The sequence below is a fragment of the Variovorax sp. GW823-FHT04F07 genome (assembly GCF_058795995.1).
The window spans coordinates 550,166-568,917 of record NZ_JBXAIG010000001.1 but is presented as its reverse complement, the minus strand read 5'-3'; the positions used below and the strand labels follow the sequence as shown (position 1 = coordinate 568,917).

The window sequence follows — 18,752 nt, the reverse complement described above, 5'->3', positions numbered from 1 at the left end:
AATCACCCACATCGTGGGTGATTGCAAGCGACACCACCCGCTCGTTTAGGATCGTCGGCAACTCATTGTTGCTGGCGCTCCTGACATGGTCGACTCTTTCCCTGCCGTTCGCCTCCAAGACCTGACGCCGCTGCCCTACCAGCAGGCACTGGCCGCCCACCTCCAGGCGAACGAACCCGAGGCCTGGCGCTGGGCCGCTTCGGCCGAAGCGCGCGAAAAACACACGGCCGCCATGCGCGCCGAACTGCTGCGCAGCGCCTACCGCCTCGACGCCGACGCGCACCCCGACCTGCACGCCGACGCCACCCTGGCCGCGCAGCGGCTGGGCGTCACGGCGCGCCTCACGCTCTACCAGGCCCCGTCCGGCGACGGCGCGGCCATGAACGCCGCGATCTACGTCGTGCCGGGTGAGGCGCACATCGTGCTCTCGGGCCCGCTGCTCGAAAAGCTGCAGCCGCCCGAGCGCCAGGCCGTGCTCGGCCACGAACTGGCGCACTACCTGCTGTGGGAGCGCGACGGCGGCAAGCACCACGTCGTCGATCGCCTGCTGCACGCCACGGCGGCCGACCCGCGCGCCGACGCGAGCCACCTGCAGGCCGCGCGGCGCCATGCGCTGTACACCGAGGCCTTTGCCGACCGCGGCGGCTGCGTGGCCTGCGGCGCGCTCGAACCCGCCGTGAGCGCGCTCATCAAGATCGAGACGGGCCTCACGCAGGTCAACGTGGCGAGCTACCTCGCGCAGGCCGAAGAAATCTGCGCCGACCCCGGCAACAAGGCGCTGCAGACGCGCGGCGTGAGCCACCCCGAGGTGTTCGTGCGCGCCCGCGCGCTGCGCCTGTGGGCGGGCCGCGAACACGACGCCGACGAATGGCTGGCCGCCGCGCTCGAAGGTCCGCTCGACCTGGCCACGCTCGACGTGCTCGGCCAGCAGCGCGTGAGCGCGCTCACGCGCGGCACCCTGGCGCAGCTGCTGCAGCGGCCCGTGCTGCAGTCGGAGTCGCTGCTGGCGCATGCGCGCCGCTTCTTCCCCGACTTCGCGCCGCCCACGTCGGCGATGCCGCTGCCCGAGCCCGCGCCCGCCGGCCTGCACGACTACCTGGCCAGCGTGCTGGTCGACTTCGTCGCCGCCGATCCCGAAATGGACGACGTCACCCTCGCCGCCGCGCTGGGCCTGGCCGATGCGCTCGGTTGCGACACGCCCTTCGAGCAGCGCGTGCTGAAGGACCTGGGTCTGTCCAAGCGCAACTTCACCCGCGTCAAGCGCGACGCCGCGGCCTTGCTCGACAGGGCCGCCACATCTTCTTCGCAGGCCGCCGCCGCATGACCCTCGCTCCCGCCCCGCTCCTGCAACTCCTCGCCACCGCCGAGGCCCACGGCGGCCTGCAGACCGACGACGTGCTCAAGCTCGTGCTGCCGCTGCTGCGCGAGGTCTCGGCCCTGCACGAACTCGGCCACGTCGCCGCACTCGGCAACGCCTTCGCCTACCGCGTGACCGACGCGCCCGCCGAACCCGCGCTGGCACTGGCCCAGCCCGAAGGCACCGCGCCGCGCCGCCACCCCGAGGCCATCGCGCCGCTCGAACAACCCGCCGCCTCCGTGCTGCGCGTGGTCGGCGAAACGCGCCTGACCGTCGATGCCGACGCCGGCGTCGCGCTCGAGAACCTCGCGGTGATGCCCGATGCCGGCCCCGACACCGTGCCCACGCGCCCCGTCTACCTGCCCGGCTACACCGCGTGGGAGCTGCGCCTGGGCCACCACGACGCGCTCGGCGACATCCTGTGCCTGGGCCAGGTGCTGGCCTGCCTGTCGTGCGGGCTCGACTTCACCGACGGCGACGACCTGACCCGCTTTGCCACGCACCGCGGCAACCTGTTCGAGCTGAACCGCCGGTTGCACCCGGTGGTGGCCGCCGTGATCTTCGAGATGACCGCGCTCGACCGCCACGAGCGCGCACGCGACCTGCCCTCGGTCATCCGCCGCCTCGAGACCTACCGCGACCAGCCGGTCGACCTCGGCCTGGACCGCATCGCGCCAGCAAGGGACGGCGCGGGCCAGCGCCGCCAGGCGATCCAGCTGCACCTGCGCGACCGCCTGTTCGACCTGTCGCGGCGCAACCGCCTGCTGTACTTCAAGCCGACGCAGGCGCATGTGAACCTCACCGTCGCCAGCGTGCCGCTGGTGGTCGACCTGAACAGCATCCGCACCGACCAGCTGTGCGTGTGGGACGGCCGCTTTGCCGCCGACATCGCCAGTTGCGACCCCGTGCCGCTGGCGCGCTGGCTGCGCTTCGAAGACCAGCCCTACCTGCCCGGCGCGCTCGACCGCATCCTGCAGGAGGCGCGGCGCGACCGGGCCGAGTACGGCTTCTCGCAGCTGTCGCTGGTGATCGCCTTCCTGCGCTGGCACAACCTCAAGGAGGGCGAGGCCGAACGCGCCGAGCGCATCGCCTCGCCGCTGCTGATGCTGCCGGTGGAGCTCACGCGCAAGAAAGGTGTGCGCGACCAGTACCTGCTCGAAGCCTCGGCCAGCGAGGCGCAGGTGAACCCCACGCTGCGCCATCACCTGCGCCAGCTCTACGGCATCGCGCTGCCCGAGACGGTGGACCTGCGCGAGACCTCGCTCGAGCAATTCCATGCGCAGCTGTCGGCGCAGATCGCGCAGAGCGAACCCGGCGTGCAACTGCGCCTCGTGAAGCAGCCCGAGATCGCCGTGATGCACCAGCGCGCGCGCCAGCGGCTCGAGCAGTTCAAGCGCCGCACCCGCGTACGCTCGCCCTCGGAGGTGCCGGTGGCCTCGCAAGACTTCAGCTACGCGCAGGACGACTTCCGCCCGCGCGGGCTGCAGCTGTTCCATGCGCGCGTGCGCCCCGTGCCGCTGCCGGTGCGCGAGGCCGTCGGCGGCGCGCCGCAGCCGCGCGCGCCGCAGATGGCGGCCACGGCGGTCGACGACACCGAGCGCAAGACCTTCGCGCTGCGCGAGAGCAGCGGCAACCCCTACCAGTGGGACATCGACCTCACGGCCGTGACACTGGGCAACTTCAACCACCGCAAGATGTCGCTGGTGCGCGACTACTCGGGGCTGGCCGAATCCGACCTGGCGAGCGAGGCTTTCGACCGCGTGTTCTCGCTGCAGCCGCGCCGCGTCGACGGCGAGACGCCGCCCGCCCTGCCGCTGGCCGACCAGTGGCCCGTGGTGCAGGCCGACGCCACGCAGACCGCCGCGGTGGCGCTGGCGCGCACCGGCACCAGCTACATCATCCAGGGCCCGCCGGGCACGGGGAAGTCGCAGACCATCACCAACCTGATCGCCGACTACGTGGGCCGCGGCCAGCGCGTGCTGTTCGTGTGCGAGAAGCGCGCCGCCATCGACGTGGTGTTCCACCGCCTGCGCCAGCAGGGGCTGGACGAGCTGTGCTGCATGATCCACGACTCCCAGGGCGACAAGAAGGCCTTCGTGCAGAACCTGCGCAAGACCTACGAGCTGTGGCTCGAGGCGCCCGGCACGCTGGCGCAGGAAAGCACCGAGCGCACGCAGGTGCTCGACGCCATGGACCTCGACCTGCGCGCGCTCGAACGCTTCGACGCCGCCATGCACGACGTGCCCGAGCACATCGCGGTGACGCTGCGCGAGCTGCTGTCGCGACTGGTGGCGCTCAAGGCCGGTGACCCGTCGCTCACGCCGCTGCAGGCCGAGGCGCTGCCCGCCTTCGCGGTCTGGCGCCGGCATGCGGAGCTGGTGTCGCGCCTGCACCTGGCCGTGACCGAAAGCCTGGGCGCGCCCAGCTTCGCGCAGCATGTGTTCGCGCAGCTCGCGCCCTCGCTGCTGGCGCAGGAGAAACCGCTGGCGCGGCTGGTCGAACGCAGCGAACGCGCCATCGACCTGAGCGCCCCCTGCCGCGATGCGCTGGTCGACGCCTGGCCGCCGCTGGCCGAGGCCGGCGTGCTGTGGCGCGATGCGCTGGCCGTGGTGGCCGATGCGCGCAGCGTCGCCGCGCTGGCTGCGCGTGGCCAACTGGCGCTGCTTGACGCGGCGCACCCGAGCAGCCTCGCGCTCGGCAACGCCCTGAACGAAAGACGCACGCTGCAGCAGGCGCTCGACGCGCAGCTGCAGCGCACCGCCCACTGGCGCGACAAGCTCTCGCCCGGCGACACAGAAGCCGCGCTCGCGCAGGCCCGCGCGCAGCAGGGCTCGCTGCTGCGCTGGCTGCAGCCCTCGTGGTGGCGCCTGTCGGGCGAGCTCAAGCGCCGCTACGACTTCGCCGCGCATGCCGTGCGTCCGCAGCCCAGCCAGATCCTCGAAGACCTGCGCGCCGAACAGGCCGCGCGCACCGCGCTCGACCAGCAAGCGGCGCGCCTCGAGACCGACTACGGCTGCACCGACGCCGAGGCTTTCGCGCAGCAGCTGCAGGCGATGCGCGGCATCGACGCCGGCGCCGGCCTGCGCGCGGCGTTCCAGGTCCACCTGCGCACCGACGCGGGCCGCCGCAGCGTCGAGCAGCTCGTCGCCGCCGCGCCGCGCGTCGACACGCTCGACGCCCTCTGGCACGACCTGCTGCACGACGCTGGCGCACAACCGCTGGATGCGCTCGACGCGCTGGCCCGCACATTGCGCGACCAGGCCGACGCGCTGCCGTCGGTGCTCCAGCCGCTGCAGGAACTGGCCGACGCCGACCCGGCCGTGGCCGCCGCGCTGCGCACCCTGCCGCTGCCGCCCGAGGCCATCGAGTACGCCGTCGCGCGCGAAGGGCTGGAGCGCGTCTACCGCACCGAACGCTGGCTGCCGCGTTTCGACGGCGCCACGCTCGCACGCCATGCGCAGCGCCTGGGCGAAGGCGAACGCAAGCTGCTCGAACGCAACGCACGCACGCTCGCCGCCGCGGTGCGCCAGCGTTTCCGCGACCACGTGCAAAAGAGCGCCCTGCCCGCCAGCCAGCTCGACGCCGACGGCAAGGTCTTCAAGAAGAGCTACAACGCCGGCCGCCGTGAGCTCGAGCACGAGTTCGGCAAGACCATGCGCTACAAGGCGATCCGCGAACTGGCCAGTGGCGACACCGGCCGCGTGGTGCGCGACATGAAGCCCATCTGGCTCATGAGCCCGCTGTCGGTGTCCGACACGCTGCCGCTCGCGGCCGACCTGTTCGACGTGGTGATCTTCGACGAGGCCAGCCAGATCCCGGTCGAAGAAGCCGTGCCCGCGCTGTACCGCGCACCGCAGATCATCGTGGTGGGCGACGAGATGCAGCTGCCGCCCACGAGCTTCTTCTCGTCGGGCCGCGACGCCGAGGAAGACACCGTGTCAGTCGCAGGCGACGACGCGGAGAACGGCGAGGAAGGCGAACGCATCGCCGTCGTGCTCGACGCCGACAGCCTGCTGAACCAGGGCGCGCGCAACCTGCCGGCCACGCTGCTGGCCTGGCACTACCGCAGCCGCTACGAATCGCTCATCGGCTTTTCGAACGCGGCCTTCTACGCGGGCAACCTGTACACCATTCCCGACCGCAGCCTGCCCGCGCCCGAGCGCGGCGAGATCGTGGTGCAGTCGCGCAGCCCGAGCGACGAATCGGTGAAGGCGCAGGTCGACGCCCTGCTCTCTCGCGCCATCAGCTTCCACCGCGTGGCCGATGCGGTGTACGAGAACCGCATCAACGATGGCGAGGCACGCCACATCGCGCAGCTGGTGCGCGAACTGCTGCGGCGCGAGACCGGGCGCAGCCTGGGCATCGTGGCGTTCTCGGAAGCGCAACAGGGCGAGATCGAGGAAGAGCTGAACGCGCTCGGCGCGGTCGATGCCGATTTTGCGGCGCGGCTCGAAGCCGAATACGTGCGCGAGGAAGACGACCAGTTCTGCGGCCTCTTCATCAAGAACCTGGAGAACGTGCAGGGCGACGAGCGCGACATCATCATCCTCAGCATCTGCTACGGCCCCAACCCCGAGGGCCGCATGCTGATGAACTTCGGCCCCATCAACCAGCGCGGCGGCGAGAAGCGGCTGAACGTGATCTTCAGCCGCGCCAAGCACCACATGGCGGTGGTCTCGACCATCCGCCACGAGGCGATCACCAACGACCACAACGAAGGCGCGGCGGCGCTGAAGAACTTCCTGCGCTATGCCGAGTGCCTGTCACGCGGCGACGAGGACACGGCGCGGCGCGTGCTCGAAGGCATGAACCCGCTGGCGCGCGGCCACGTGGCGCGGCAGGCGCGCACGGACGACGTCACGGCGCAGATCGCGCAGGCGCTGCGCGCACGCGGCCATGCGGTGGACGAACAGGTGGGTCAGTCGCGTTTTCGCTGCGACCTCGCGGTGCGTGCATCGGGCCAGGGCCACTATGCGCTGGGCCTCCTCGTGGACGGTGCGGCGCAAGAAGGCACACGCCACAACGTGCTGGAACGCTACGTCTCGCGTCCGCGCATCCTCGACGCTTTCGGCTGGCAGGTGATGCAGGTGCTGGCCAAGGACTGGCTGCACGCCCCCGAGGCCGTGCTCGACCAGGTCGAGCAGGTGCTCGGGAAAAAGGCGGGGGTCAGCGCAGGACGGTGATGACGCGCTTGACGTCGAGTTCGGTCTTGCCGGTGAGCCGGTCCTTGTCGAACTCGCCGCTGAGCTCGACGCGCACCTTGTCGTCGATCTTCACGCCCGGCGGGAAGTACTTGGCATCGATCTCGACCTTCAGGCGCCCCGTGTCGTCGGCAAAGGTGTAGTGCTCGCCGCCGTCGTGCGAGACGATGAAGCCGCGCACCGTGGCGTGCTGGTCGTCCTGGCCGGTCTCGATCAGCTGCTTGACCGTGAGATTCGGCACCGAGCTCGGGCCGGCGTACTGGGCCCAGGCCGCGGCCATGGGCAGCGCCACGCCGAACGTCAGCGCGGTGGTCTTGAGGATCTTCTTGAAATGCATGCGGTCATTCCTCCTGTGAGTGGCCCAAGGCCAGGTTGCAACAGACTGATGGACCGCGCGCGGGCCCCGAGGTTCCCCGGGGTCGCGCGATCCGATCAATCGTAGATGACCTGCGCCTTGCCCGCTTCGGCCTGCGCGGTCCAGCTCGCGAGCGCCGCATCGGTCGGGAAGAACTTCGCGCGCTCGCCCAGCTGCAGCTCGACCTGCGCCCCGCCCCGCGCCATCGACAGACGCACGGGCAGGCCGTGCACCAGGTCGCCGACCTCGGTCTGCTCGGTGCGCGCCGGAAAGTCTTTCAGCAGGCGCGCGATCTCCGGCACCTTGCCATTGACCGCCACGCGCAGGAACTTGCCGAAGCGGCAGCGCGCCGAGGCCAGGTCCCACACCTGCTGCACCTGGAAGCGCGCTTCGAAACCGCCGCGCGCGGGCTGCAGCTTGCCGCTCACGATGACGAGCTCGTCGTCCTTCAGCGTGTTGCGGTTGGCGTTGATGAGCGCCTCGTCGGCCGTGGCGTCGATGGACTCCGACTTGTCGTCCAGCTTGAAGATCGCCAGCCGGCCGCGCTGGCCGTTGATGACGCGGAAATCGCTCACGATGCCGGCAATGACCTGCGGGTCGCGGCTGTCGAGCAGGTCGCCGATCTCGCGCTTGCAGAAGCGCCGCACCTCGTGCGAGACCTCGTCGAACAGGTGGCCCGACAGGTAGAAGCCCACGGCCGTCTTCTCGAAGGTCAGGCGCTCCTTCACGCCCCAGGGCGTGGCGTCGACCAGGTCGGGCTCCTGCGTGGCCGAGCCGTGCTCGCAGTCGCCGAAGATGTCGGCCTGCGAAGCGTTGGCCGCCGTGGCAATGGCGAACTCGAAGGCGCGGTCGACCGAGGCGATGAGCGAGGCACGGTTCTGCTGGATGGCGTCGAACGCGCCGGCCTTGATGAGCGCTTCGACCGTGCGCTTGTTGATGCGCTGGCGGTCGATGCGCACGCAGAAGTCGTACAGGCTCTTGAACGGCCCGCCCTCTTCGCGCGCCCGCACCACGGCCTCGACCGCGAGCTGGCCCGTTCCCTTCACGGCGCCCAGGCCGTAACGGATGATCCGGTTGGTGACCGGCTCGAAGCGGTAGTTGCCGCGGTTCACGTCCGGCGGCTCGAAGGTGATGTTGAAGTTCTTCTGGGCGTCTTCGAACAAGAGCTTGAGCTTGTCCGTGTCGTCCATTTCCACGGTCATGTTGGCGCAGAAGAACTCGGCCGTGTAGTGGACCTTGAGCCAGCCCGTGTGGTACGCCAGCAGCGAGTAGGCCGCGGCGTGCGACTTGTTGAAGCCGTAGCCCGCGAACTTCTCCATCAAGTCGAAGATTTCGTCGGCCTTGTCCTGCACGATGCCGTGCGTGGCCAGGGCGCCCGCGCGGAACTTCTCGCGGTGCTCGGCCATTTCCTCGAGCTTCTTCTTGCCCATCGCGCGGCGCAGCAAGTCGGCGCCGCCCAGCGAGTAGCCGCCCAGGATCTGCGCGGTCTGCATCACCTGCTCCTGGTAGACCATGATCCCGTAGGTCTCGGAGAGCATCTCGGCCACGGCCGGGTGCGGGTACTCCACGTCTTCGCGGCCGTGCTTGCGCGCCACGAAGCTGGGAATCAGGTCCATCGGGCCCGGGCGATACAGCGCGTTCAGCGCGATCAGGTCTTCCAGGCGCGTGGGCCGCGCGTCCTTCAGCATGCCCTGCATGCCGCGGGATTCAAACTGGAACACGGCCTCGGTCTTGCCGTCGGAGAACAGGCGGTAGGTCGGCCCGTCGTTCAACGGGATGTTCTCGAACGCGAAGTTCTCCTGGCCCTTGTGGCGCTTCATGATGAACTCGCGCGCGATCTCCAGGATCGTGAGCGTGGCCAGGCCCAAGAAGTCGAACTTCACGAGACCGATGGCTTCGACGTCGTCCTTGTCGTACTGGCTCACGGCCGATTCGCTGCCGGGCTGCTGGTACAGCGGGCAGAAGTCGGTGAGCTTGCCCGGCGCGATGAGCACGCCGCCGGCGTGCATGCCGATGTTGCGGGTCATGCCTTCGAGCTTCTGCGCGAGCTCGACCAGCATGCGGACTTCTTCTTCCTTCTCGATGCGCTCCGCCAGCTGCGGCTCCATCTCGATGGCGTAGTTGTTCTTGTCGCCTTCGATCTTGGTCGCGGGCGGGTACTGCAGCGTGACCGACATGCCCGGCTTGTTCGGGATCAGCTTGCTGATGCCGTCGCAGAACATGTAGCTCATGTCGAGCACGCGGCCCACGTCGCGGATGGCCGCGCGCGCGGCCATGGTGCCGAAGGTGGCGATCTGGCTCACGGCGTTGCGGCCGTACTTGTCCTTCACGTAGTCGATCACGCGGTCCCGGTTGCCCTGGCAGAAGTCGATGTCGAAGTCGGGCATCGAGACGCGTTCGGGGTTCAGGAAACGTTCGAACAGCAGCTTGTATTCGAGCGGGTCGAGGTCGGTGATCTTCAGCGCGTAGGCCACGAGCGAACCCGCACCCGAGCCCCGGCCCGGACCCACGGGGCAGCCGTTGTTCTTGGCCCACTGGATGAAGTCGCCCACGATCAGGAAGTAGCCGGGGAAGCCCATGTTCAGGATCGTGTTGATCTCGAACTCCAGGCGCTCCACGTAGCGTGCCCGTTCGGCCTCGCGCTTGGCTTCGTCGGGGTACAGGTGCTTCAGCCGCACTTCCAGGCCGGCGAACGACTCCTGACGGAAGAAGTCATCGATCGGCATGCGCACGCCTTCGCTGATGAAAGGCGTGGGAAAGTCGGGCAGTTGCGGCTTGCCGAGCACCAGCGTGAGGTTGCAGCGCTTGGCGATCTCGACCGTGTTGGCCAGCGCGCTCGGCACATCGGCGAACAGCGCCTGCATCTCGGCGCTCGACTTGAAGTACTGCTCTTCGGTGAACTTGCGCACGCGGCGCGGGTTGCCGAGGATTTCGCCTTCGGAAATGCACACGCGCGCCTCGTGCGCCTCGTAGTCCTGGCGCTCGGCGAACTGCACCGGGTGCGTGGCGACCACCGGCAGCTTCAGGCGGGCCGCGAGCTTCACGGCGGCGATCACGTGCGGCTCGTCTTCCGGACGGCCGGCACGCTGCAGCTCGATGTAGAAGCGGTGCGGGAACATGCCCGCCAGTTGCAGCGCCAGTTCGGCGGCGCGCTCTTCCTGGCCCTGCAGCAGCGGCTGGCCCAGCGGCCCGGCCTGCGCGCCCGACAGCGCGATCAGCCCGCCCTGCAGCTCCTGCAGCCATTCGAGCTTGCAGGCCGCCTGCGACTGGCCGCGGCTCACGTTCTGCGTCCAGGCCCGGGCCAGCAGTTCCGACAGGTTGAGGTAGCCCTCCATGTTCTGCACCAGCAGAATGAGGCGGGTCAGCGCGCCGGGCTCCTTGCCCAGCCCGTCGATGAAGATTTCAGCGCCGATGACGGGCTTGACGCCCTTGCCCCGGCCCTGCTTGTAGAACTTGACCGTCCCGAACAGGTTGTTCAGGTCGGTGATGGCCAGCGCGGGCTGCTTGTCGGCAGCGGCGGCCTTGATGACTTCGTCGATTCGATTCGTGCCATCGACGACGGAAAACTCGGTGTGCAGACGCAGGTGAACAAACATCCGTCGATTGTAGGAAGCGCCACCCCACGATGTGGTGCGGTGATCCCTACAATCCCGCCCCGTGCAAGAGATTTTGAATATCGCCGCCTACAAGTTCGTGGGCATCAACGACAGCCCCGTGCTGCGTGAGACCCTGCGCGAGCGCGCGCAGGCCCTGGGCCTGATGGGCACGATCCTGCTGGCGCCCGAAGGTATCAACCTGTTTCTGGCGGGGACGGCGCAGGCCATCCACGCCTTCCTGGCCGACCTGCGCGCCGATGCGCGCTTTGCCGACCTCGAAACCAAGGAAAGCTGGTCGGCCACGCAGCCCTTCCGGCGCATGCTGGTGAAGCTCAAGCGCGAGATCATCCGCATGGACCACCCCGCGATCCAGCCCGCCGCCGGCCGCGCGCCCGGCGTGGACGCGCCCACGCTCAAGCGCTGGCTCGACCAGGGCCACGACGACGAGGGCCGCGAGATCGTGATGCTGGACACGCGCAACGACTTCGAGGTCGACGAAGGCACCTTCGACGGCGCGATCGACTGGCGCATCACCAAGTTCACCGAATTCCCGCCCGCCCTGAAGGCGCACCGCGCCGACTTCGAGGGCAAGACGGTGGTGAGCTTCTGCACCGGCGGCATCCGCTGCGAGAAGGCGGCCATCCTCATGCGCGAGGAAGGCGTGGAGCACGTGCTGCAGCTCGAAGGCGGCATCCTCAAGTACTTCGAGGACGTCGGCGGCGCGCACTACCACGGCGACTGCTTCGTGTTCGACGGCCGCCGGGCCCTGGCGCCCGACCTCAGCGCGCGCGCCTCCGATGCGAGCGCCCGGGCCTCGGAAGACCCGGACATCGGCATCAAGCAATAAACAGAAGACTCAGACCGGCCTGGTGCCCGTGTCGGGCTCGCGCACGCCGAAGGGCTTGCCCGGCAGCGGAATGAACTCGGTCTCGCCGGGCACGTGGCCCATGCGCTGAGCAGCCCAATCGGCGCCGGCTTCGAGGATGCGCTCGCGCCGGCTCGAGACGAAATTCCAGGTGATGTAGCGCGGGCCGTCCAGCGGCTCACCGCCGATCACCATCAGGCGCACGGCGGCGTCGGCAGTGAACACCGCGCCCTGCCCGTCGGGCAGCACCGCCATCGTGTGGGCGGGGGCCGGCTCGCCGTTCACGCGCGCATCGCCGTCGACCATGTAGACCGCCAGTTCGGGCGCCAGCGCGGGCAGCTCGAAACGGCCGCCGGCCGGCAGCGCGATGTCCAGGTAGACCGTCTGCGCCAGCGTCTTCACCGGCGAGCGCACGCCGAAGGCCTCGCCCACCAGCACGCGCACCGGCACGCCCTGCACCGTCAGCTCGGGAATGGCGTCGGCCGGCGTGTGCTCGAAGCTGGGTTCGACCTCTTCATGGGCCTGCGGCAACGCGGCCCACAGCTGCAGGCCGTGGTTCACGAAAGTGTCGGCCAAGAGGCGCTCGGGCTTGCGCTCGGAGTGCACGATGCCGCGCCCCGCGGTCATCCAGTTGATGGCGCCGGGCAAGATCTCCTGCACGCTGCCGAGACTGTCGCGGTGCATCATCGCGCCCTCGAACAGGTAGGTGACCGTCGACAGGCCGATGTGCGGATGCGGGCGCACGTCGTGCGCGTTGCCGGGCTGCTCGGTGGCCGGGCCGAAGTGGTCGAAGAACACGAAGGGCCCGACCGAGCGGCGCTGCGCCGCCGGCAGCACGCGCCGCACGTTGAAGCCACCGCCCAGGTCCTTGTCGTGGGGCCGCAGCAATTGGATTTCGGGGAGGGTGTCGGTCATCGTGGTGTCCTTGTGGGCGAAGTTCGGTGGGGCGTTATGCGCGTGATCTTGCCACCGCGCCCACGCGCTCGCCGAAGGCGCGTGCCGTCTCGAGGTCGCCCTTGGGCATCTCGGCCGGGCTCGCGTCCGAAGGCGACTGCGTGAGCAGGCCACCATAGCCGCCGACGTAGTTCATCGCGTCGCGCGTGGCCGCCTTGTTGTTGGTCGGCAGGATGCCCATGCTGACCCAGATGCCGCTGTGCTGCATGGCCAGCGTCCACAGGTAGGTCATGGTCGTGACCTTGTCGCCGTTCATCGTGGCGCTGTTGGTGAAGCCGGCGAAGAGCTTGTCTTTCCAGCCTTGCGTGTACCAGACCTTGGACGACGCGTCGGCGAATTTCTTGAACTGCCAGCTCACGCCGCCCATGTAGGTCGGCGAGCCGAAGATGATCGCGTCGGCCGCGGCCAGCGTCTCCCAGCCATCGGCGGGCAGGTTGCCGTCGGCGTCGATGGCGAGCAGCTGCGCGCCCGCCCCGTCGGCCACGGCCTGGGCCACGCGCTGGGTGTGGCCGTAGCCGGAATGGAAGACAACGACGATGTTTGCCATGAAACGGATTTCCTCAAAGAAGCGATGAAGTCAGCAGGCCGCGCCCACGAGGTGTGCGCGGCCTGGGGTGAAGCGAGCTTACTTTTTATCGATGCTGAAGCGACCGGCGCCGAAGGCGGCGAAAGCCAGCAGGCCGCCTGCGATGGCGATGTTCTTGAAGAACATCAGCTGGTTCACGAAGGCCTTGTCGGCGGGCATGGCCCAGTAGTTGTGGAACATCACGGCCGCGGCCACGGTGAAGATCGCCAGCACGATCGCCGACACGCGCGTCTTGAAGCCGACCAGCAGCAGCAGGCCGAGCCCCAGCTCCACAACGATCGCGATGACTGCCGCCACTTGCGGCAGCGGTGCGCCCACCGAGGAGATGTACCCCACGGTGCCGGCGAAGCCCATGAGCTTGCCGAAGCCGGCGGGCACGAACAGCGCAGCGAGCAGTACGCGGCCGATGAGTGCCAGGGTGTCCTGGGCAGCGTTGGGGGCGGTGGTTGTGGTGGTAATGGCCATGGTGAAAACTCCTCGGTGGTTATTGAAGGAACAGGGAAACAAGGAAGAAAAAGACGCCGTCTCAGGCCGTCAGGTCGAACACCAGCACTTCGGCATCCTTGCCGGCGCCGAGCGTGAGTTGCGATTCGCCTTCGAGCATCGCGGCGTCGCCGCCCACGAGCTTCTGGCCGTTGACTTCGAGCTCGCCGCGCACCAGGTGCACGTAGCTCTTGCGTTGCGGGTCGAGCGCCAGGCTGGCGGTTTCGCTGCCGTCGAACAGGCCGGCGAACAGGCGTGCGTCGGCGTTCACCGTCACCGAGCCGTCGCGGCCGTCGGGCGAGGCCACCAGGCGCAGGGTGCCGCGCTTTTCGGCGTCGCTGAACTGCTTCTGCTCGTAGCCGGGAGCAATGCCGCGTTCTTTGGGCTCGATCCAGATCTGCAGGAAGTGCGTGGTCTGGTCGGCCTTGTGGTTGAACTCGCTGTGCATCACGCCACGGCCGGCGCTCATGCGCTGCACGTCGCCCGGCGGAATGGATTCGATGTTGCCCATGCTGTCCTTGTGCGCGAGTTCGCCCGAGAGCACGTAGCTGATGATCTCCATGTCCCGGTGGCCGTGGGTGCCGAAGCCGGCGCCCGCCGCCACGCGGTCTTCGTTGATCACCCGCAGGTTGCCGAAGCCCATGTAGGCCGGATCGTAGTACCCCGCGAAGGAAAAGCTGTGGAACGAGCGCAGCCAGCCATGGTCGGCATAACCGCGTTCCTGGGATTTACGCACTTGCAACATATCGAACTCCTTGCTGCCCCACCCGGTTCGGGCGCCGGGGCTTTCGTCGTGGGCCGCGCCGGATGCGCAGCGGATGAGAAGAATTCTGGACCTCCATCCCCCTCTGAAAGACGCCCGGTTTTGATGGCATCATTCAAATTATTTGAATGATGGAGCCCGCCCCATGACGAGCGCCCGAGACGTCCTCACCCCCGACGCGCTGGCCATGCTGCAGACGGTGGCCACCACCGGCAGCTTCGCCGCCGCCGCGCGCGCGCTCGGCCTGGTGCCCAGCGCGCTGAGCTACCGCGTGCGCCAGATCGAGGACGCCCTGGACGTGCTGCTGTTCGACCGCAGCGCGCGCCAGGCCCGCATCACCGAGGCCGGCGCCGAACTGCTGCGCGAGGCCGCGCGCCTGCTCGGCGAGATCGACGCCGTGGCCAACCGTGTGAAGCGCGTGGCCACCGGCTGGGAGCCGATGCTGACCATCGCGGTCGACAGCGTGATCGCACGCGACCCGCTGCTCGACCTGTGCACCGCCTTCTTCGCGCTCGAGCCGCCCACGCGCCTGAAGCTGCGCGACGAAACCCTGCTCGGCACCATCGAGGCGCTGACCAGCGGCGAGGCCGACCTGGCCATCGGCGCGGTGCTCGATGCCGCGAGCCTGGCCTTCACCGCCACCGGCATCCGCAGCCGGCCGATCGGCGAACTGCGCTTCGTGTTCGCGGTGGCGCCGCACCATCCGCTCGCGCGCCTGCCGCAGCCGCTGAGCGACGCGGTGCTGCGCCAGCACCGCGCGGTGGCCGCGGCCGACTCGGTGCGCAGCGGGCCGAGCATGACGGTGAACCTCGTCGGCGGGCAGGACGTGCTCACCGTGCCCAGCATGCAGGCCAAGATCGCCGCGCAGCTGCACGGCCTGGGCGGCGGCTTTTTGCCCGAGCCGATGGCGCGGCCCTACATCGAGGCCGGCCATCTTGTCGAGCTGCAGACCGAACGCCAGCCGCCGCTGGGCACCATGCACTGCGCGTGGCGCGTGCGCAGCGCGGGCAAGCCGGGGCGCGCGCTCGAATGGTGGCTCGCGCAGTTCGAGCACGAGGGCACGCGCAAGGCGCTGCTCGAACGGCACCGGGGCCACTGAACGCCACGCGATGACGGCGTCATAAGGGTCGCCCCCAGCCCGGCGACGCGCGCAGACCGAGGTAGAGTGTGCACGGCCTCCTCAGTCATCACCCTGTCAAAAGAAAAGAGTCCGTCATGCCCAAAGCCAAAGCCCGCGCCACCGCCGACCGCCACCGAACTCCCGCCGCCGCCCGCCATTTCGCCGTGATCGGCGCCGGCATTGCCGGCGTGGCCTGTGCCCGCACGCTGATGCAGGCCGGGCACCGTGTCACGGTGTTCGAACGCGAGGCCACGCCGGGCGGGCGGATGGCGAGCATCGACACCGCCTTTGGCCGCTTCGACAGCGGCGCGCAATACTTCACCGTGCGCGATCCGCGCTTTGCCCAGGTGCTGGCCACCACGCCCGCGCTGTGCCGCCCCTGGAGCGCCAACCTCGTGCGCGTGCTCGACGCCCACGGCCGCGTGGCCGAGGCGGCGCTGCCCTCGCTGGAGCCGCACTGGGTCGCCCAGCCCGGCATGGACGCGCTCGTGGCCCACTGGGCCGCGCCGCTGGGCGAGCACCTCGTCACGGACACCCAGGTCACCCGCATCGAGCCCGACGCGCTCGACGCCACCCGCTGGCAGCTGCGCACCGCCGGCGCCGACGATTCGCAGCATGTCTACTCCGGCTTCGACGCCGTGCTGCTGGCCGTGCCGCCCGCGCGCACCCGCGAACTGCTCGCCGGCGGCGACCGCTCGGCCCCGCTGAGCCGCAAGATCGAACCCGTGCGCATCGCGCCCTGCTGGACGCTGATGATCGCCTTCCCCCAGGCCAACCAGGCCAACATGTCGCACCTCGGCCCGCAATGGAACGTGGCGCGCAGCACCCACCACCGCGTGGCGTGGCTGGCGCGCGAATCGTCCAAGCCCGGCCGCGAGCGCGTCGAGCGCTGGACCCTGCAGGCCAGCGCCAAGTGGTCGGAAGAACACCTGCGCGACACGCCCGCCCGCATCGAGGCCAAGCTGCTGCGCGCCTTCTCGGAGATCACGGGCATCCACGCCACGCCCAGCCACGCCAAGGCGCGCTGCTGGCCCGAGGCGCAGACGCAAGTGCCGGTCGGCCAGACCCACCTGTGGGACGCCAAGGCGCGCATCGGCATCGCGGGTGACTGGTGCATCGGCCACCGCGTGGAAGACGGTTTCGTTTCGGGCCTCTCGCTGGCCCTGGCCGTTCTCTAAGTCCTCCAAGAAAGGATGCGGGCCACCGGCCGCTTCGCCCCCTCGCCCACCGGCCCGCTGCACGCCGGCTCGCTGGTGGCCGCGCTCGCGAGCTGGCTCGACGTGCGTGCGCGCGGCGACAGTGCGCGCTGGCTGGTCCGCATCGAGGACGCCGACACCGAGCGCTGCCTGCCCGGCATGGGCGAACACATCCTGCGGCAACTCGCCGACTGCGCGCTGCTCCCCGACGAACCGCCCGAGTGGCAGACGCAGCGCACCGCGCACTACGAGGCGGCGCTGGCCGCACTGCAGGCGCGCGGCCTCACCTACCCCTGCGGCTGCTCGCGCAGGGACATCGACCTGGCCCTGGCCCGGCTCGGCCATGCGCACGAGCGCCACGGCGAGCGCGTCTACCCCGGCACCTGCCGCGACGGCCTGCACGGCAAGCCCGCGCGCGCCTGGCGCTTTGCCGCGCACCGCATGCCGGCCGGCGACCTGCACTGGCACGACCGCCGCCTCGACGCGCAACAGCAGGACGTGCAGCGCGAGGTCGGCGACTTCGTGCTGCGCCGCGCCGACGGCCCCTGGGCCTACCAGCTGGCCGTGGTGGTCGACGACGCCGAACAGGGCGTGACCGACGTGGTGCGCGGCGAAGACCTGGCCGACAACACGGCGCGCCAGATCCTGCTGCAGCAGGCGCTCGGCCTGCCCACGCCGAGCTACCTGCACACGCCGCTGGTGCGCGGCGCCGACGGAGACAAGCTCTCCAAGCAGAACGGCGCCACGGCCATCGACACCGCCACGCCGCAGGCCGCGCTGGCCGCGCTCGACACCGCCGCGCGCGCCCTCGGCCTGCGCCCCACGGCCGCCGGCCACTGCACCGCCGCCCTGGCCGGCTGGGTGCCCGAATGGCGCGATCTCTACAATTCGCGGCCCTCATGAACATTCCCGACACCGTGTCCAACGACCTCCCGCCCGGCGACGACCTGCCCGCATCCCCCGAAGACGACGCCACCGACGGCAAGCCGCACCCGCTGCACCGCCGCCTCAAGAGCTTCGTGAAGCGCGCCGGCCGCACCACCGACGGCCAGGCCCGCGCCTTCGCCGAGCTGGGCCCGCTGTTCCTCGTGCCCTACACGCCCGAGCGGCTCGACCTCACGGCGGCCTTCGGCGGCCGCGTGGGCCCGACGGTGCTGGAGATCGGCTTCGGCATGGGCGAGGCCACGGCCCACATCGCCACGGTGCTGCCCGAGACCAACTTCCTGTGCTGCGAAGTGCACGAGCCCGGCGTGGGCGCGCTGCTCAAGCGCATCGGCGAGCAGTCGATCTCGAACATCCGCATCTGCGCGCACGACGCGGTCGACGTGATCGACCACATGCTGCAGCCCGGCACGCTGGCCGGCGTGCATGTGTTCTTTCCCGACCCGTGGCACAAGAAGCGCCACAACAAGCGCCGCCTGATCCAGCCCGAGTTCGTGACCAAGCTGGCGCAGCACCTGCGCCCCGGCGGCTACATCCACTGCGCCACCGACTGGCAGCCCTACGCCGAGCAGATGCTCGAAGTGCTGGGCGCCGAGCCGCTGCTGCGCAACACCGCGCCGGACACCGGCTACGCGCCCAAGCCGGCGTACCGCCCGCTCACCAAGTTCGAGAACCGCGGCCTCAAGCTGGGCCACGGCGTGTGGGACCTGGTGTTCGAAAAGCGCGCCTGAGCGCGCGTCACCTCCCCCCGCTCACTCGACGAGCTTGAAGCGGAACGGCAGCCGCATGCGGGCGCGCACCGCACGCCCGTCCGCGGTGCGCGCCGGGTCGAAGTGCCATCCCTTGAGCGAATCGGTCGCCGCCTGCGACAGCAGCGGGTGCGGCGAGCGTTCGACGCGGATGTCTTCGGGCTTGCCGTCCACGCCGACGAAGAAGGCCGTGATCACCAGGCCCTCGATGCCCTCTTCCACCAGCGCGGACGGGTAGCTGGGATAGCGGCGCTGGCGGATCACCGGCTCCGTCACGACAGCGTCCGCCGCGGCCCGCGAATCGGCGCGCGGCGCCGCCATGAGGGTCGGCCCCGACGGCAATGCCATCGGCGGCCCCGCCGGTGGCAGCGGTGGCGGCTCGATCGTCGATGGCGGCGGCAGGGGCGGCGGCTTGATCATCGGTTGCGGCGGCTGCGGCGCCGCCACGGGCACGAAGACCTCCGGCGCGGGCAGCGCCTTTTCCACCACCTTCGATGGGGGCGGCACCACGCAACCGGCGAGCGCCGCGCACATCCCTCCCAGAACCCAGGACACAGTTGTTTTCATCAGGGCAATTCTGGAGCA

Annotated in this window: 14 protein-coding genes; 7 read left to right on the top strand and 7 right to left on the bottom strand. The window is 69.8% G+C overall.

Annotated features, from left to right (window positions below):
• The first annotated feature begins 85 nt into the window (after positions 1 to 85).
• Both AC1RAA_RS02600 and AC1RAA_RS02595 read left to right on the top strand, forming a co-directional pair.
• Positions 86 to 1,324 carry a M48 family metalloprotease gene (locus AC1RAA_RS02600; protein ID WP_492726323.1) on the top strand — a complete coding sequence of 413 codons (1,239 nt, stop codon included), beginning with the start codon at positions 86 to 88 and terminating at the stop codon, positions 1,322 to 1,324.
• On the top strand, positions 1,321 to 6,540 hold the full coding sequence (locus tag AC1RAA_RS02595) for an AAA domain-containing protein (protein WP_492726321.1): 5,220 nt from the start codon (positions 1,321 to 1,323) through the stop codon (positions 6,538 to 6,540). The genes AC1RAA_RS02600 and AC1RAA_RS02595 overlap by 4 nt, the downstream gene beginning before the upstream one ends.
• Here AC1RAA_RS02595 and AC1RAA_RS02590 read toward each other — a convergent pair.
• Entirely contained in the window at positions 6,524 to 6,895 is a 372-nt protein-coding gene (locus tag AC1RAA_RS02590; protein ID WP_083259096.1) for a YgiW/YdeI family stress tolerance OB fold protein, read from the bottom strand. The genes AC1RAA_RS02595 and AC1RAA_RS02590 overlap by 17 nt on opposite strands.
• A 95-nt stretch (positions 6,896 to 6,990) precedes the next feature.
• Positions 6,991 to 10,509 carry a DNA polymerase III subunit alpha gene (gene dnaE / locus AC1RAA_RS02585; protein WP_492685481.1) on the bottom strand — a complete coding sequence of 1,173 codons (3,519 nt, stop codon included), beginning with the start codon at positions 10,507 to 10,509 and terminating at the stop codon, positions 6,991 to 6,993.
• Between the two features lie 61 nt (positions 10,510 to 10,570).
• Here dnaE and AC1RAA_RS02580 point away from each other — a divergent pair, with 61 nt between their 5' ends.
• Complete coding sequence (locus tag AC1RAA_RS02580) at positions 10,571 to 11,356, top strand: sulfurtransferase (protein ID WP_062481623.1); 786 nt, start codon at positions 10,571 to 10,573, stop codon at positions 11,354 to 11,356.
• Between the two features lie 9 nt (positions 11,357 to 11,365).
• On the opposite strand, the gene AC1RAA_RS02575 is transcribed toward AC1RAA_RS02580, so the two are convergent.
• The 4 genes from AC1RAA_RS02575 to AC1RAA_RS02560 all read right to left on the bottom strand — a co-directional run bounded on the left by AC1RAA_RS02575 (position 11,366) and on the right by AC1RAA_RS02560 (position 14,142).
• The gene (locus tag AC1RAA_RS02575; protein WP_492726318.1) at positions 11,366 to 12,289 is read right to left on the bottom strand and encodes a pirin family protein; all 924 of its coding nucleotides are present in this window, start codon (positions 12,287 to 12,289) and stop codon (positions 11,366 to 11,368) included.
• Positions 12,290 to 12,323: 34 nt separating this feature from the next.
• A complete protein-coding gene (locus AC1RAA_RS02570) occupies positions 12,324 to 12,875 on the bottom strand; it encodes a flavodoxin family protein (RefSeq protein ID WP_095947847.1) in 552 nt (183 codons plus the stop codon).
• A 78-nt stretch (positions 12,876 to 12,953) separates the two neighbouring features.
• Positions 12,954 to 13,379 (bottom strand): DoxX family protein, encoded by a 426-nt coding sequence (locus AC1RAA_RS02565; RefSeq protein WP_174254368.1) that lies wholly within the window; start codon positions 13,377 to 13,379, stop codon positions 12,954 to 12,956.
• 61 nt (positions 13,380 to 13,440) lie between these two features.
• Positions 13,441 to 14,142, bottom strand: coding sequence for a pirin family protein (locus AC1RAA_RS02560; protein WP_307693843.1), 702 nt, complete (start codon positions 14,140 to 14,142; stop codon positions 13,441 to 13,443).
• A 163-nt stretch (positions 14,143 to 14,305) separates the two neighbouring features.
• On the opposite strand from AC1RAA_RS02560, the gene AC1RAA_RS02555 reads away from it, so the two are divergent.
• The 4 genes from AC1RAA_RS02555 to trmB all read left to right on the top strand — a co-directional run bounded on the left by AC1RAA_RS02555 (position 14,306) and on the right by trmB (position 18,149).
• The gene (locus tag AC1RAA_RS02555) at positions 14,306 to 15,259 is read left to right on the top strand and encodes a LysR family transcriptional regulator (RefSeq protein WP_492726315.1); all 954 of its coding nucleotides are present in this window, start codon (positions 14,306 to 14,308) and stop codon (positions 15,257 to 15,259) included.
• A gap of 116 nt (positions 15,260 to 15,375) precedes the next feature.
• The gene (locus tag AC1RAA_RS02550; protein ID WP_492726313.1) at positions 15,376 to 16,458 is read left to right on the top strand and encodes an NAD(P)/FAD-dependent oxidoreductase; all 1,083 of its coding nucleotides are present in this window, start codon (positions 15,376 to 15,378) and stop codon (positions 16,456 to 16,458) included.
• 15 nt (positions 16,459 to 16,473) lie between these two features.
• Complete coding sequence (gene gluQRS, locus AC1RAA_RS02545) at positions 16,474 to 17,379, top strand: tRNA glutamyl-Q(34) synthetase GluQRS (RefSeq protein ID WP_492726311.1); 906 nt, start codon at positions 16,474 to 16,476, stop codon at positions 17,377 to 17,379.
• Positions 17,376 to 18,149, top strand: coding sequence for a tRNA (guanosine(46)-N7)-methyltransferase TrmB (gene trmB / locus AC1RAA_RS02540; protein ID WP_062478378.1), 774 nt, complete (start codon positions 17,376 to 17,378; stop codon positions 18,147 to 18,149). The genes gluQRS and trmB overlap by 4 nt, the downstream gene beginning before the upstream one ends.
• A 21-nt stretch (positions 18,150 to 18,170) precedes the next feature.
• Here trmB and AC1RAA_RS02535 read toward each other — a convergent pair whose 3' ends face one another.
• Positions 18,171 to 18,734 (bottom strand): energy transducer TonB, encoded by a 564-nt coding sequence (locus tag AC1RAA_RS02535; protein WP_492726309.1) that lies wholly within the window; start codon positions 18,732 to 18,734, stop codon positions 18,171 to 18,173.
• Positions 18,735 to 18,752 lie beyond the last annotated feature (18 nt).

Excerpts from the sequence above, each read along its gene's own strand:
- AC1RAA_RS02600 (WP_492726323.1), top strand. The coding sequence starts at position 86 with ATGGTCGACTCTTTCCCTGCCGTTCGCCTCCAAGACCTGACGCCGCTG.
- AC1RAA_RS02595 (WP_492726321.1), top strand. The coding sequence starts at position 1,321 with ATGACCCTCGCTCCCGCCCCGCTCCTGCAACTCCTCGCCACCGCCGAG.
- AC1RAA_RS02590 (WP_083259096.1), bottom strand. The coding sequence starts at position 6,895 with ATGCATTTCAAGAAGATCCTCAAGACCACCGCGCTGACGTTCGGCGTG.
- dnaE (WP_492685481.1), bottom strand. The coding sequence starts at position 10,509 with ATGTTTGTTCACCTGCGTCTGCACACCGAGTTTTCCGTCGTCGATGGC.
- AC1RAA_RS02575 (WP_492726318.1), bottom strand. The coding sequence starts at position 12,289 with ATGACCGACACCCTCCCCGAAATCCAATTGCTGCGGCCCCACGACAAG.
- AC1RAA_RS02570 (WP_095947847.1), bottom strand. The coding sequence starts at position 12,875 with ATGGCAAACATCGTCGTTGTCTTCCATTCCGGCTACGGCCACACCCAG.
- AC1RAA_RS02565 (WP_174254368.1), bottom strand. The coding sequence starts at position 13,379 with ATGGCCATTACCACCACAACCACCGCCCCCAACGCTGCCCAGGACACC.
- AC1RAA_RS02560 (WP_307693843.1), bottom strand. The coding sequence starts at position 14,142 with ATGTTGCAAGTGCGTAAATCCCAGGAACGCGGTTATGCCGACCATGGC.
- AC1RAA_RS02555 (WP_492726315.1), top strand. The coding sequence starts at position 14,306 with ATGACGAGCGCCCGAGACGTCCTCACCCCCGACGCGCTGGCCATGCTG.
- AC1RAA_RS02550 (WP_492726313.1), top strand. The coding sequence starts at position 15,376 with ATGCCCAAAGCCAAAGCCCGCGCCACCGCCGACCGCCACCGAACTCCC.
- gluQRS (WP_492726311.1), top strand. The coding sequence starts at position 16,474 with ATGCGGGCCACCGGCCGCTTCGCCCCCTCGCCCACCGGCCCGCTGCAC.
- trmB (WP_062478378.1), top strand. The coding sequence starts at position 17,376 with ATGAACATTCCCGACACCGTGTCCAACGACCTCCCGCCCGGCGACGAC.
- AC1RAA_RS02535 (WP_492726309.1), bottom strand. The coding sequence starts at position 18,734 with ATGAAAACAACTGTGTCCTGGGTTCTGGGAGGGATGTGCGCGGCGCTC.